Genomic DNA, 13,984 nt, shown 5'->3' on the forward strand with positions numbered 1-13,984 from the left:
CTTATCTGTCGATTGTTGCGCTGACTGGAACGAGCAGGAGACCACGCTCTTCAAGGTCCCGGGCCCAGACCTCCAGCTGTCGAACGGTGACCGGCAGGGCAGAGCCAGCTGCGACAGCCACCCCTCTTGCCCGGGCAACCCCCTCAAGCTGGAGCAGCTTGGCGTTGATCTCGTCCTCCCGCGGGACCGCATCCAGCACGACGTCCACGCTGCTGAACGGCGACTTGACCTGCGCTGCCACTTCAGCGGAGAGGCTACGTGAAGACGTTCCGTCATCCACGAACATCAGCCCGCGCTCGTTCAGCTTCTCGAGCAGATACTGCATCGACGGCTGGGTCGAAGTGTAGCGCGCGCCCATTTCGTTGACGACGCCGACGTAGTTGGTCACGCGGGTAAGGAGCCATCCCAACCGATCGAGCATCTCTCCGGGGCGCAAGCTGACAAGCAACGTGTGCGGACCTGGATCATTGTCTGGAAAATCGAAGGGTTCGAGAGGCATCTGGAGCAGAAGCTCGTGACCCTTGGAGCGTGCGCGTTGCATCCACCGGTCGAGATTGGATCCGTAGGGCGCCATGGCGAAGGTAACGTCGGCAGGCAGATTGTCGATTGCGTTCTGCGTTCCCGCCTCGCTCAGGCCAAGCCCGGATATGATCACGGCAATTTTCGGAATCGACGCGAATTCTGTCGAGAATGGGCGTGCATATGCATCGAGCGGGCGGACCCCGTCGGAGCTTATCCGGGGCAGGAAGCCGTAATCGCTACGTTCACTTACCCGCGGATCCGGATTGATAAGATCACGCGTTGAAGCGTCACCATTTCCGCTCTTGGATTGGAGCTCATAGCGTGGCCCAAGGCTTGATGCGCGTGCGTCGGGTCTCAGGTTCGGTCCCAGATCGCCGTCAAGGGCGGGTCGTATCTCGACCACCTCGATATCGCGGCTGGCAAGTCCTTCGACTGTGTTTTCGAGCGGTACGACCGCGACCGGCTCACCACCGAACGGCTCGTCAACTACCGCCATCCAGATCACTGCCGTCGTCGCAACGACGGTCAGGATACCGGCGCCAATCAGGCCGAAGGGCAGGCGGAGAATTCTCCGCCTGCCCAACCCTAATGGAGCTGTAAGATCTTCACTCGCCATCGCGACCGTAAAGCTTCAGGAAGTGGGACATCGGCTGCGCCTCAAATCGATGCAGCCGATAATGATCAGCCAATCAGTTCGGTACAGCCGCCGCATCTCCAGCCGGCGGGAAGGCGCTGTTCACCTGAACACCTCGCAGAAGGTCGAGAGCAAGTTTCAGCTGTGTATCGTCCGCCGGATCGGCAGGCACATAAGCCTGGCTGCCCGACTGCTCCTTCTCACCTTCGGTACCCTCGTTTTCAAGGTGCCCGCGAAGGCCAGCTTCACCCTTGGTTTCAGCGCGGCCCTTGAGCTCGTCAGGGAGGTTTTGCAGAACCTCGATATCCGGCAGGATGCCCTTCGCCTGGATCGAGGTTCCCGATGGCGTGTAATAACGGGCGGTCGTCAGACGTATTGCACCGTTTGCCCCGAGCGGAATGATGGTCTGGACCGAGCCCTTTCCGAAGGAACGGGTCCCCAGGACCGTGGCACGACGATGATCCTGCAACGCCCCGGCCACGATCTCCGACGCGGATGCCGAGCCACCGTTGACGAGGATGATCACCGGCTTGCCCTCCGTGAGGTCACCGCTGCGAGCGTTGTAGCGCTGGGTTTCCTCGGAATTGCGGCCACGGGTCGAGACGATCTCGCCGCGCTCGAGAAACGCGTCAGATACGGCGATTGCCTGATCCAGCAGGCCACCCGGATTGTTCCGCAGGTCGACAATGTAGCCCTTGACCTTGTCCGAGCCGATATTCGCAGTGGTTTCTTCAATGCCCTTCTTCAGGCCATCGAAAGTCTGCTCATTGAACTGGGTGACGCGAATGTAGCCGACGTCGGTCTCTTCCCGCCAACGGACAGACTGAATCCGGATGATGTCGCGCGTGATGGTGATTTCGAGAGGCTCGCCAATGCCCTCACGGCGGATGGTCACGATAATATCGGTCTTGACCGGCCCGCGCATTTTCTCGACCGCTTCATTCAGGGTCAGACCCTGAACCTGCTCACCGTCGATATGGGTGATCAGATCGCCTGCCAGAACACCGGCCTTGAAAGCGGGCGTATCATCGATCGGAGACACGACCTTGACGAGGCCGTCTTCCATGGTGACCTCAATACCGAGGCCGCCGAATTCACCGCGCGTCTGGACCTGCATGTCGCGGAAGCTTTTCGGGGACATGTAGCTGGAATGCGGGTCAAGAGAGGTAAGCATACCGTTGATCGCGCTTTCGATCAGCTGCGCATCGTCTGGCATTTCCACGTAGTCGGAGCGCACACGCTCGAAAACGTCACCAAAAAGGTTCAGCTGACGATAGGTGTCCGACGCAGCCGCATATGCTGCATCGCTGACGCGAAACGGGACCTGGGACAGGGTGGTTACAGCAGTGGCCCCCATCAAGGCGCCAATGAGCAGCAGTGAAGCTTTCCGAATCATCCGCGAGCCTTTTCTCGTTCATCGCGCGCCCACCAGGGGGTGGGATCAATTGCGCTTCCGTCCTTGCGAAATTCAACATACAGGATCGGCTGCGCCGAGCCTAAACCAATCGTGGAGGCACTCGCCCATTTGGTGGTGCCCATGACGCCTACCGGTTCCCCGGCGAGCACGAATTGCCCCAATTCAGCGTCGATTCGGTCCATGCCGGCCAGGAGGACATGGTAACCGCCGCCGGTATTCAGGATCAAGAGCTGGCCAAAGGATCTGAACGGTCCTGCATAGACAACCCACCCATCAGATGGCGAAGTGACGCGGGAGCCGGCGCGTGTGGCAATGGATTGCCCCTGTGTACGCCCTCCGAATTCATCTTCCTGGCCAAAATCTCGAATCAGATCGCCGGACACGGGCTGAGGCAGACGCCCGCGGGCGTCATCGAATGCGACCGCAGGAGCTATACGGCCCGGGTCCGAGAATGGATCCACTCGGTTGCCACGTCCGGCCTTGGCCGCACGCTCCGCTTCACGGGATTTTTCTGCCGCGATACGCGCGCTTTCAATCTCGCTTTCGAGCTGGCCGATCAGCTCCTGAAGGCTTGTAGCCTTTCCCGCCAGCTCTTCCGCAAGCTGTTTTTCCTGTGCAAGCTGCCCTGCAGTCCTCTCGCGTTCCTGGCGCTTGGCACTCAGCAGCAGTTCGAGCCGCGACTTTTCTTCAGCAAGCCGCATCGCATCACCGCGCAAGCTTCGCTTTTCTTCGGCGATCACAGACTTCAAACGGCTAAGTTCGGCGAGATCCGCCGCCAGGGCCTCGGTCTCGACCCGGAGCTCCGGCATGACGGCATTCAGAAGGATGGCGCTCCGAACGGCCGCCAACGCATCTGCCGGACGAACAGCAAGAGCGGGGGGCGGCCTGCGTCCGATGCGTTGCAAAGCCGCCAAAACTTCAGCCAACACCTCGCGGCGGCCGTTGAGCGATTTTCGGACGGCGTCTTCGTTTTCACCGAGCCGAAGTAAGCGGCGCTCGGTATCGGAAAGTTCCGTTTCCAGTCCCTTGATGGTCTCGGCCGTCCTCAGGATCTTCCCGTTCAGGCTTTCGCGATCGCGATCAATTTCGGAGATCTCGCGCTCGATCTCCTTTTGGCGCTGCTCTGACACGTCGATATCGCGGCTGAGGCTCGCCAGTTCCTGTTCACGCGCCTGTTTTTTCTGAAGAGCTTCAGTAATGGCGGGATCGACCTGAGCGGTCGCCTCGGCGCTATTGTCATCCGGGGTTTCGGTTGCGCGCGCTGGCGTGACAAGAAGAAGCGATACGGCGATGATGAGGCTTCCGGCCCAGAGATATTCTGGCAGGCCCACCTTTAACAGACCCGGCAGCAAGCTGCCCGGGCGCATCCTGTTATCGCCGTCGCTTCGAACCAACATTCGGTTTCGATACCCAGCCCATCGTTAAGGAATCGTTCACTAGGAAAACTTGCAACTCCAGACGAAGATCCTAGGCGCCGAATGCGGCGAGATGCAGGCACCCGAGCCGGTAACAATTTACATTGCTCTTTGCGGCAACCTGCACACGGCACGCTATTGCCGGTGGTATGGGTGACCGGATTGAATGGTGATCGCACGGTATATCTGTTCGGAGAGGAGAATTCGCACAATCTGGTGAGGCCAGGTCATTGCTCCGAAGGCGATTTTCAAGTCGGCCCTGGCCAGAAGTGCATCACCGTGGCCGTCAGCGCCGCCAATGGCAAAAACAACGTCCTGTACCCCTTCGTCCTTCCAGGCCTCGATCCTGGAACTGAAGGCGACACTTGTCATCGACTTCCCATGTTCATCGAGAACCACCAGGCGGGCTCCCGCAGGCAGGTGCCCGATCAGCGCGTCAGCTTCTTCCGACTTGCGGTCAGCCGTGCGTTGCGCCCGGCTTTCACCGAGCTCCACGATCTTCACATCGCCAATGCCGAGCGACTTTCCAGCCTTGCGCGCCCGGTCGATGTATCGGTCAAACAGTTCCTTGTCGGCACCGGGTTTCATCCGGCCGATACATGCTAAAGTCAGACGCATGTCTTTCCATGCCGGGCCGTCGGCCCGGTCCAGTTACTCGTGCTGCAAGAAGCAGCCTTAGCCGACGTAGTGCGGCGTGTCCTCGGGTTCCGGGGCCCACATCTTTTCCAGATTGTAGAACGAGCGGACTTCGGGCCGGAAGATGTGAACGATCACGTCACCGGCGTCGATGAGAACCCAATCACAGGTCGTCTGGCCTTCGACATTGGCATTGCCGCCGCCGGAGTCCTTGATATCCCGCAAAAGGTGATCCGCAATGGCGCCCACATGACGGTGCGACCGGCCGGAGGCAATAACCATCTGGTCGGCAAGGGAACTCTTTGCGGCGATTTCGAGAGTAACTATGTCCTCGGCCTTGGAGTCATCGAGACTGGCGAGAACCGTGTCGATCAGTTCCCGCGAAAGTTCCACTTTTGCGGGCGACTGGACGGGAGCGGACTTGGTTGTCTGCTCGCTTTCAAAGGTTATGGTCAGTGGTGTGCCTTTCGACGTTGGCCCCGAGCTGGAGGTTTTCGGAGCGGGTTGACCCTACCTAGGCCGCTTTCGCAGCCGGGTTAAGAATAAGCTGTCCAGGTTGGCAGTTTCAAGACATGCCAAGCTCTTTGCAGCATCACATTACGTTACGTTACGGCCTCGTTAGCCTCAAAGAGGTCGATGAGGCCGGATCCAAAGGCGCATGCAGAAAGGCCCAGGCCGGTGGTTGCATCGACGGCAATAGACGGGCATCTGCCTCGTCCAGCCGTTGCGCCGCGAAGGTCAAAGCCATCGGAGCACCAAGTGACGCAAGCGACGCCCCAGGTCGGTCGATGACCGCAACAGGGACGTTCTCGACGATCGACCGCCAGTTTTGCCAGCGGTGGAAACCGGACAAGTTATCTGCGCCCATCAACCACACGAAGCGGAGCATTGGGCGCTTTTCCTTCAGCAGAGCTACCGTCTTCGCCGTGTAGGGCGACCCCAGTACCAGCTCATGCGCGCTGACCCTCATTTTGGGATGATCAGCGATCTTGCGCGTCATGTAGACACGATCTTGCAGCGAAGCAAGTTCCGAGTGGTCCTTCAACGGATTTCCCGGCGTGACCAGCCACCAGACCTGGTCAAGCCCCAGTCGCTTGAGGGCAGTTTCGGCAACGAGCCGGTGGCCCGAGTGCGGTGGATTGAACGATCCACCGAACAGACCGATGCGGTTGCCGGCTTCTGCATGCGGCAGTTTCAGCCAATCCTCGGCAAGTCGCCCGCGCTGTGCGGCAGATGTCATGGACGGGTCTGTCCCTTCCCATGCACCCGGTACTTGAAGCTCGTCAGTTGCTCTACGCCGACAGGACCGCGAGCATGCATGCGACCGGTCGCAATGCCGATCTCGGCGCCCATGCCGAACTCGCCGCCATCTGCAAACTGCGTGGAGGCATTGTGCAGCACGATGGCGGAATCGACCTGCTGGAAGAATTTCTCCGCAGCGGCTTCATCCTCGGTGACGATGCAGTCCGTATGATTTGAGCCATAGGTCGCGATATGCTCGATCGCAGCATCGAGGCCTGCAACGACCTTCACCGACAGAATTGCGTCGAGATACTCGGTGCTCCAGTCCTCATCATTCACCGGATTGACACTGCTGCACAGTGTCCGCGTACGCTCGTCTCCGCGAATTTCGCAGCCCTTTTCCTGAAGCGCCTTCACGATAGACGGCAGGAAGCTTTCGGCAACCGTCTCATCCACCAGCAAGGTCTCCAGAGCACCGCAAATTCCGGTCCGGCGAAGCTTGGAGTTGACGACGACTTCCAGAGCCGTCTCGAGCCTCGCCGCCTTGTCGATGAAGATGTGAACGAGGCCTTCAAGATGCGCGAAAACCGGAACGCGCGCTTCGGTCTGAACCCGCGCGACCAGGCTCTTGCCGCCACGCGGAACGATGACGTCGAGATTACCGCCAAGCCCCTTCAACATCTCGCCGACGGCGGCGCGGTCCGTCACAGGCACCATCTGGATCGCGTCTTCCGGGAGACCGGCCTTCTTCAGACCTGTCTGCAGGGCCGCATGGATTGCCTTGTTGGAATTGATCGTGTCGGAGCCACCGCGCAGAACCACTGCGTTCCCTGCCTTGAGGCAGAGTGCACCTGCATCTGCGGTGACATTCGGACGGCTTTCATAGATCACGCCGATGACACCGAGCGGTGTTCGCACACGCTCGATCTTGAGGCCATTCGGCCGCTCCCAAGCCGAGATGACACTCCCGACCGGATCATCCAGCGCAACGATATCCTCAAGCGCCCGTGCGACGGCCTCGATACGCTCCTCGGTCAGGGTTCCACGGTCGAGGAAGGCGGCGGTCTGGCCATTTGCCTTCATCAGCTCCAGATCCCTGGCGTTGCCTTCGAGGATCCGGGGCGTTGCCACGCGGACGGCCTTGGCCATTTCGGCAAGGGCAAGGTTCTTGGTGTCCGTTGGAGCAATGGCCAGCACCCGGCCAGCGGCGCGGGCGCGCCGACCGATGTCCGCCATCAAGCTTTCAACGTCACTCAATTCAACCTTGTCCAACATGGCTCTATTCCGCTCCTGATCCGGCGAAATGCCGGAATTGCACAGTTCTAACCGTTTCCTGTCAAAATTGCATCGTCGAGGACGAGATCGTCCCGATGGATCATTTCCGCCCGCCCCGGATAGCCGACAATCGCCTCGATCTCACGGCTGTTGCGGCCGATGATCATACGGGCCTCGTCATGGTCGTAGGCGACCAGTCCACTTCCAATTGCACGGCCATCGGGTCCGAGCACCTTGACCGCATCCCCACGCGAAAACTCGCCCTTCACCGCTGTCACGCCTGCGGGCAACAAGCTCTTGCCGGACTTGAGTGCTTTCAGGGCACCTGCGTCGAGATGGATCTCGCCGCGCGGGACAAGATGCCCGCCGATCCAGGCCTTGCGTGCATTAGCCGGACTGTCGAGAGCGGCAAACCATGTGCCGCGAGCCCCATCGTCCAGCTTCTTCAACGGATTGAGCGCCTTGCCAGAGGTGATCACCATCGTGGTACCTGCAGCGGTAGCGATCTTGCCCGCGTCGATCTTGGTCTTCATGCCACCGCGGGACAGTTCCGACCCGGCACTGCCCGCCATCGCCTCGATCTCGGGCGTGATGCGAGGAACCTCGGGCAGGAAGACTGCATCCGGATTGTCATTGGGGGGTGCCGTGTAGAGGCCGTCGATATCCGACAGGAGCACCAGACAGTCGGCGCTTGCCATGGTCGCAACGCGGGCCGCGAGACGGTCATTGTCGCCGTAGCGGATTTCAGACGTTGCTACCGAGTCGTTCTCGTTGATGATCGGCACGGCGCCGAGCTTGAGCAATGTCCCGATGGTGGCCCGCGCATTCAGATAACGCCGCCGCTCTTCCGTATCGCCGAGCGTGAGCAGGATCTGGCCTGCCTTTACGTTGTGGCGGCTCAGGCTCTCCGAGTAGGCTTGCGCCAGAAGGATCTGTCCAGCAGCGGCGGCCGCCTGGCTTTCCTCAAGCTTGAGCGGGCCTTTCGGCAGACCAAGAATGCCGCGCCCCAGCGCAATCGATCCGGACGACACGATGATCGCCTCGGCACCCGCTTTCTTCAGCGCAACGAGATCATCAATCAGCGCATCCAGCCATGAGCGCTTCAGCTCACCGCCTTCAACCAGAAGCGCAGACCCGATCTTGACGACAACACGGCTGTAAGCCGTCAGGCAACGACGGTCGGACATCAGGGATGCCATCCCTCCTGCTCCTTGGCCGGAACTTCGTTGGCGGCGTCTTGTTTGTCCTTGTCGATGGCGCGCACGATCATGCGCAGGGCACGATCGACATTGTGGCCACTTGCGGAGGACAGGATCAGCGGTTTCTGACCACAGGCCTCTTCCAGCGACGCAGCACGTTCGGCAATGAGCTCGTCCGTCAGCGCGTCGCACTTGGAGAGAGCCACAATCTCCGGTTTCTCGGCAAGGCCATGGCCGTAGGCCTCCAGCTCTCCGCGCACGACGGTGTAGGCCTCGCCCGGATCTTCCTCGCCGGAGCCATCAACGAGATGGAGGAGAACGCGGGTCCGCTCGACATGGCCCAGGAAACGGTCGCCGAGACCCGTTCCTTCATGCGCGCCTTCGATCAGGCCCGGAATATCTGCCATGGCGAAGCTGTTTCCGTCGATCTGGACAATGCCGAGGTTCGGATGCAGCGTCGTGAAGGGATAGTCTGCAATCTTCGGCTTAGCGGCGGATACCGTCGCAAGGAAGGTGGACTTGCCGGCATTCGGCAGTCCCACGAGACCGGCATCTGCGATCAGCTTCAGGCGCAGCCAGATCCATTTTTCCTCGCCCAAAAGGCCAGGGTTCGCCCGGCGCGGAGCCTGGTTTACCGAGGACTTGAAATGTGCGTTGCCGAAGCCGCCATTTCCGCCCTTTAGCAGCAGGACCTTCTGGCCAACTTCGGTCAGGTCGGCAATCACCGTCTCATTGTCCTCTTCGAGCACCTGAGTGCCGACGGGGACCTTTAGCGTCACGTCGCCACCATCGGCGCCGGTCCGGTTCTTGCCCATGCCGTGAATGCCGGTTTCGGCCTTGAAGTGCTGCTTGTAGCGATAGTCGATGAGCGTGTTCAGGCCGTCGACGCATTCGACCCAGACGTCACCGCCACGTCCCCCGTCGCCGCCATCGGGACCGCCATACTCGATGTACTTCTCGCGCCGGAAAGAGACACAGCCCGCGCCGCCATTTCCGGAGCGCACAAAGATCTTGGCCTGATCGAGGAACTTCATTTTCTGTTCTTTCCATTTGACCGCTGCGCCCGATATTGGCCGTCGAGGGGTCTCGAATTCATGCATGGAGCCTTCTAGACGTCCGTCGACTGCGGAACCACCGCGCGCCAAACCTCTGAAAGCAACCTTCCAACCGCGAAAGTCCGGGCTTCATGCCACTGTCCTTCGGTCAATGCTGGATCTTCTTCATTCCATTCGCGCGCGATTTCCTGGCATCGTTCGCGCGAAACCGTCAGCGTGGCCCCGTCATCCGAGCCATGCAAAAAATCCACTCACCCCAGGAAGCTTGCCCTGCCAATAGCCGAAACCCGGTGCGCGTTGCAACTCTCGCGGCACGTTCGTTCCGCTCAGCGCGTTGTTTTGGATAACGCGAGGTCTGCCAGCCCCTGAACCGGCAGACCTCAGCAGTGCCCGAAACTATGCAACGGCGCCCCACGTCTTCAGCGACTTCCAGACCTTTCGTTCCAGACTGTACCGCTCGATCGGGACCGAACCGCGCGCTCCGACCGAATGGATCATCGACTGGTCCCGGTACTGGAAGCCGGATTTGGCCAGGACGCGCCTTGATGCCGGGTTCGTCACGCGGCACGCGCCCGTCAGTTCGTCCATGCTGCCGTGAGTGAAGGCGTGGTCGACGAGGGCATGAACCGCTTCGGTGGCAAGGCCGTCACCCCAGAAGGGCTCACCGAGCCAGTAGCCAATATGGACCGTTCCTCCAGCTTCCATCTCGCCATATTTGGCGATACCGATGAACCGGCCGGTCGAACGCAGTCGAATTGCAAATGTCGCATTGTTGCCGCGTGCTGTCTCAGCACGTGCAATCAACGCCTTCGCGTTATCGAGCGAAAACGGATGCGGCATGTTGGCGAGGTTCGCCGCGATGCGATGGTTGTTGGCCAGGAACATGATGTCGGCCAGATCGTCGGTTCGCGGCAGGTCGAGCCGCACACGGACAGCTTCCTGCGGCAGGGGAGCCGCACCGAGACAGCTTTCGTCTAAGAGACCATCACTTTCGACAACCATTTCATTCTCCGATCAAAGTGCAAAAGAAAAGGGGAGATGGCGACCCATCTCCCCTTGAACTTTGACCGGTTCTTCATCTTGAACCGCCGGGGCTATGGGACGCCGGCGGTGTTGGATGACACGTCGGCTTTACTCCGCAGCTTCCGCTACCGGAACCACGTTGATGAAGGTTCGCTTGTTGGCTTTCGCCTGAAACTCGACCTTGCCTTCAACGGTGGCAAAAATGGTGTGGTCCTTACCCATGCCCACACCGGTGCCCGGGTGCCACTGAGTGCCACGTTGACGTGCAATGATGTTGCCCGGAATCACGGCTTCGCCGCCGAACTTCTTGATGCCGAGACGGCGACCAGCTGAATCGCGACCGTTACGGGACGAGCCGCCTGCCTTTTTATGTGCCATGAGGGTTTCTCCTCGTTACTCTTTTAAGATCAGTCAGAAACGGCGGCGGCTTACTTGCCAGCCAGTTCCTTGGCCTGCTCAACCCAGTTGTCGCGCTCGATACGGCCCTTGAAATTCAGGACCTCATCAACGCGGGCGATGTCTTCAGCCGAAAAGCCGACGATCTGCTCATAGGTGGTGATACCCAGAGCGTTCAGCTTCTTTTCCAGAACCGGGCCAACGCCGGAGATCTTCTTCAGATCGTCGGCCTTGCCTTCCGGAGCGGTGAAGAGGGGCGCAACTTCTTCAGATGCGGCCGGAGCCTCTTCAGCCTTGGCTTCAGTCTTCTTTGCAGCGGCTTTCTTGGCCGGCTTCGCGCCACCGGTCAGGATGTCGGTCACCTTGATGAGGGTGAATGCCTGACGATGGCCGTTGCGGCGCCGGGAGTTCTGGCGGCGGCGCTTCTTGAAAATGATGATCTTGCGGTCACGCGCCTGCTCGACCACTTCGGCCACAACAGTTGCACCTTCCACAAGCGGAGCACCTACGGTGGTGTCCGTACCGTTGCCGATCATGAGCACTTCGTCAAACGTAACGGTGCTGCCTGCTTCGGCTTCCAGCTTTTCGACCTTCAGGAGGTCATCTGCGGCGACAGTGTACTGCTTGCCGCCGGTCTTGATCACTGCGAACATGTCTCGCACGTCCTTCTTTTCATTTTTCCCTGGACCACCCGCCCATTCATGGCGAACAGCCCGTTCTTCGCATCCCTTGGCGCCCGTCAGACGGGTCTTTGTGCTATACCGGTTGAAGTCGGTTAGGACAGCCGGTGCAGGCCTTCGGACAACGATAAAGGGCGGAACCTTCTGCAGATTCCGCCTCTTCAAGCAGGCGCACTATATGCATGGAGCCCTCGAAGTCAACGTTTTATCCGCGTTGACGGCCGGAAAATACCGCCACCGGACCTAGCGTCAAGTGTGCCCTCTGTCACCGACCGTCCCGAACGTCGCTGTCCGAAGGCTGCCGGTGACGAACATGGCCTTCAGCGCTTGCCCTCGCAGCCCTCTCCTCAGCATGAAGAGTGGCCTTGGAAAAACCCTCAAAAAAATGCAAATGAGCTCAATCTGCCTCTTGCGGCCCGAAGATCGCTTGTCTATGTTCCGCGCCACTTGAGACCGATTATCTTGAGCACCGCGGAGAGGTGGCTGAGTGGTTGAAAGTACCGCACTCGAAATGCGGCGTGGGGGCAACTCCACCGTGGGTTCGAATCCCACCCTCTCCGCCATTACTTTCCCCAATGTTAGACGAAGAAAAAGCCCGCCGGGACGGCGAGCTTTCGGGCTGTCTGCTACCCCTATGGGGAATGCCTAGCGATAGACCTGGTCTTCCGCCGGGAAAGAGCGGTCCTTGACCGCGTCGGCATAGGACTTCACCGCGTTCTCGATCTGGTTGCCGAGATCACCGTAAACCTTGACGAACTTCGGTGGCTTGGGATTGAGGCCGAGCATGTCCTCCAGAACCAGGATCTGGCCATCACATTCCGCCGAAGCGCCAATGCCGATGGTCGGGATCTGAACCTGCTTGGTGATCCGGGCCGCGAGCGGCTCGACCATGCCTTCCAGTACAAGCGCAAAGGCACCGGCGTCGGCAACAGCCTTGGCGTCCTCTTCATGGGCGGGCCAGCTGCTTTCATCCCGGCCCTGAGTCTTGAACCCACCCATGACATTGCTTGACTGCGGCGTCAGGCCGGTGTGGGCCATGACCGGAATTCCGCGCTCGGTCAGGAAGTTGATTGTCTCGGCCATGCGTCTGCCGCCTTCAAGCTTGACCGCGCCACACTGGGTTTCCTTCATGATGCGGGCTGCATTGCGGAAGGCAACCGAGGGGCTTTCCTCATACGTGCCGAAAGGCATGTCGACGACGACCAACGCGCGCTGGGTTCCGCGAACAACGGCCTTGCCATGCATGATCATCAGCTCAAGCGAGACGCCGACGGTCGATTCCATGCCATGCATGACCATGCCAAGGCTGTCGCCGACCAGGATGAAATCCGCGTATTTATCAACAATGGCAGCCGTGTGCGCGTGATAGGAGGTGAGCGAGACAATGGGCTCGCCGCCCTTTCGCGCGACAATCTGGGGAACCGTGACACGGCGGATGGGTTTCTGGGCGCTCATCGAGCTTCCTTTCACTGACGTCGTCTTTGCCTTGGACTTAAGCCGTCATCTGCGACGGCGCAATCACCCTTTGGTCAATCAGAAGGACACCCCCGAAGCGCACAGCGAGCAGCACAACGGCTTCGCCCTCCAGAACGCCTTCCAGGGGCGCAAGCGTGTGAGCATCACGGATGTCAACGCTTTCAACCTGTCCGAGCGGAGCTTGCTCGAGGACCGACCGAATGGTCAGCTCCAGAGACTGAATGGATGGTCCGGATTTCGCAGCTTCGGCGGCGGCGGTCAGGGAGCGGCTCAGCGCGGGGGCCTGCGCCCTTTGCTCGTCAGACAGGCGCACGTTGCGCGAGGACATCGCCAGGCCATCTGCCTCGCGCACCGTCGGCGAACCAACGATCTGCAACGGCATGTCAAGATCGCGGACCATCTGGCGGATGACGGCTAGCTGCTGATAGTCCTTTTCGCCGAAGACCGCGACATCTGGCAGGACGATGTTGAACAGCTTCGTGACGACCGTCGAAACACCTCGAAAGTGCCCCGGACGCAGGGCACCCTGAAGGATACCGGACAACCCTGGCACCTCCACATAGGTATCGCCGCCCGCGCCATACATCTCGTCAACACTGGGCATGAAGACCGCGGCGACATTCTCCGCTTCAAGCAGGGCAAGGTCACGGTCCGGATCCCGCGGATAGGTCGCAAGGTCTTCGTTCGGGCCGAATTGTGTGGGGTTCACGAAGATCGAGACAATGACGTCGTCGGCCCTGCGTTTCGCCTCGCGGACCAGCGACATATGGCCGTCGTGGAGGTATCCCATCGTCGGGACCAGGGCGACCCTACGGCCCGCCTTCCTCTGCTGCAGAGTAAACTCCCGAACCGCCTTCTTGCTGGCACAAATCTGCATGATCGCCTTCCCGAAATCAGCGGGCAGACTGCATCGCGTATTCCGAAGGCCGCCCCTACCCGCTTCCATATGGCAAGCGGTCTAAGCGGTCCAGTGGCGATCAACTCCGGAAAGCGTATTGAGAGAAGTCACCTTCG

At 60.1% G+C, this 13,984-nt stretch carries 14 protein-coding genes and 1 tRNA gene; 1 reads left to right on the forward strand and 14 read right to left on the reverse strand.

Annotated elements, in window-relative coordinates; genetic code table 11:
- Position 1 precedes the first annotated feature (1 nt).
- The 12 genes from ACN0SY_RS14490 to ACN0SY_RS14545 form a co-directional block, all read right to left on the reverse strand.
- Entirely contained in the window at positions 2 to 1,138 is a 1,137-nt protein-coding gene (locus ACN0SY_RS14490; protein ID WP_417688279.1) for a divergent polysaccharide deacetylase family protein, read from the reverse strand.
- 73 nt (positions 1,139 to 1,211) lie between these two features.
- Positions 1,212 to 2,552 (reverse strand): S41 family peptidase, encoded by a 1,341-nt coding sequence (locus ACN0SY_RS14495; protein WP_417688281.1) that lies wholly within the window; start codon positions 2,550 to 2,552, stop codon positions 1,212 to 1,214.
- The gene (locus tag ACN0SY_RS14500; protein ID WP_417688283.1) at positions 2,549 to 3,970 is read right to left on the reverse strand and encodes a murein hydrolase activator EnvC family protein; all 1,422 of its coding nucleotides are present in this window, start codon (positions 3,968 to 3,970) and stop codon (positions 2,549 to 2,551) included. The genes ACN0SY_RS14495 and ACN0SY_RS14500 overlap by 4 nt, the downstream gene beginning before the upstream one ends.
- 153 nt (positions 3,971 to 4,123) lie before the next feature.
- The gene (gene rlmH / locus ACN0SY_RS14505) at positions 4,124 to 4,606 is read right to left on the reverse strand and encodes a 23S rRNA (pseudouridine(1915)-N(3))-methyltransferase RlmH (protein ID WP_417688285.1); all 483 of its coding nucleotides are present in this window, start codon (positions 4,604 to 4,606) and stop codon (positions 4,124 to 4,126) included.
- A 57-nt stretch (positions 4,607 to 4,663) separates the two neighbouring features.
- The gene (gene rsfS / locus ACN0SY_RS14510; protein ID WP_417688286.1) at positions 4,664 to 5,017 is read right to left on the reverse strand and encodes a ribosome silencing factor; all 354 of its coding nucleotides are present in this window, start codon (positions 5,015 to 5,017) and stop codon (positions 4,664 to 4,666) included.
- A gap of 214 nt (positions 5,018 to 5,231) precedes the next feature.
- Positions 5,232 to 5,864, reverse strand: coding sequence for a nicotinate-nucleotide adenylyltransferase (locus tag ACN0SY_RS14515; protein ID WP_417688287.1), 633 nt, complete (start codon positions 5,862 to 5,864; stop codon positions 5,232 to 5,234).
- Complete coding sequence (locus ACN0SY_RS14520) at positions 5,861 to 7,141, reverse strand: glutamate-5-semialdehyde dehydrogenase (RefSeq protein WP_417688288.1); 1,281 nt, start codon at positions 7,139 to 7,141, stop codon at positions 5,861 to 5,863. The genes ACN0SY_RS14515 and ACN0SY_RS14520 overlap by 4 nt, the downstream gene beginning before the upstream one ends.
- A gap of 47 nt (positions 7,142 to 7,188) precedes the next feature.
- Complete coding sequence (proB, locus tag ACN0SY_RS14525; RefSeq protein WP_417688290.1) at positions 7,189 to 8,328, reverse strand: glutamate 5-kinase; 1,140 nt, start codon at positions 8,326 to 8,328, stop codon at positions 7,189 to 7,191.
- Positions 8,328 to 9,374 (reverse strand): GTPase ObgE, encoded by a 1,047-nt coding sequence (gene obgE / locus ACN0SY_RS14530; protein ID WP_417688292.1) that lies wholly within the window; start codon positions 9,372 to 9,374, stop codon positions 8,328 to 8,330. Before obgE ends, proB begins: the two co-directional genes overlap by 1 nt.
- Positions 9,375 to 9,791: 417 nt before the next feature.
- Positions 9,792 to 10,397: a GNAT family N-acetyltransferase gene (locus ACN0SY_RS14535; protein ID WP_417688294.1), complete on the reverse strand. Its 606-nt coding sequence runs from the start codon at positions 10,395 to 10,397 to the stop codon at positions 9,792 to 9,794.
- A 129-nt stretch (positions 10,398 to 10,526) separates the two neighbouring features.
- Complete coding sequence (gene rpmA, locus ACN0SY_RS14540; protein WP_417671647.1) at positions 10,527 to 10,796, reverse strand: 50S ribosomal protein L27; 270 nt, start codon at positions 10,794 to 10,796, stop codon at positions 10,527 to 10,529.
- Positions 10,797 to 10,846: 50 nt separating this feature from the next.
- Complete coding sequence (locus ACN0SY_RS14545; protein ID WP_417688296.1) at positions 10,847 to 11,467, reverse strand: 50S ribosomal protein L21; 621 nt, start codon at positions 11,465 to 11,467, stop codon at positions 10,847 to 10,849.
- Between the two features lie 500 nt (positions 11,468 to 11,967).
- Here ACN0SY_RS14545 and ACN0SY_RS14550 point away from each other — a divergent pair.
- Positions 11,968 to 12,057, forward strand: a tRNA-Ser gene (locus tag ACN0SY_RS14550).
- An 82-nt stretch (positions 12,058 to 12,139) separates the two neighbouring features.
- Here ACN0SY_RS14550 and panB read toward each other — a convergent pair.
- Together panB and panC are read right to left on the reverse strand one after the other, a co-directional pair.
- Positions 12,140 to 12,949 (reverse strand): 3-methyl-2-oxobutanoate hydroxymethyltransferase, encoded by an 810-nt coding sequence (gene panB / locus ACN0SY_RS14555; RefSeq protein WP_417688298.1) that lies wholly within the window; start codon positions 12,947 to 12,949, stop codon positions 12,140 to 12,142.
- A 37-nt stretch (positions 12,950 to 12,986) separates the two neighbouring features.
- Positions 12,987 to 13,847 (reverse strand): pantoate--beta-alanine ligase, encoded by an 861-nt coding sequence (gene panC / locus ACN0SY_RS14560; protein ID WP_417688300.1) that lies wholly within the window; start codon positions 13,845 to 13,847, stop codon positions 12,987 to 12,989.
- Positions 13,848 to 13,984: the final 137 nt, after the last annotated feature.

Source organism: Roseibium sp. (assembly GCF_048261595.1).
Lineage (GTDB): Bacteria > Pseudomonadota > Alphaproteobacteria > Rhizobiales > Stappiaceae > Roseibium.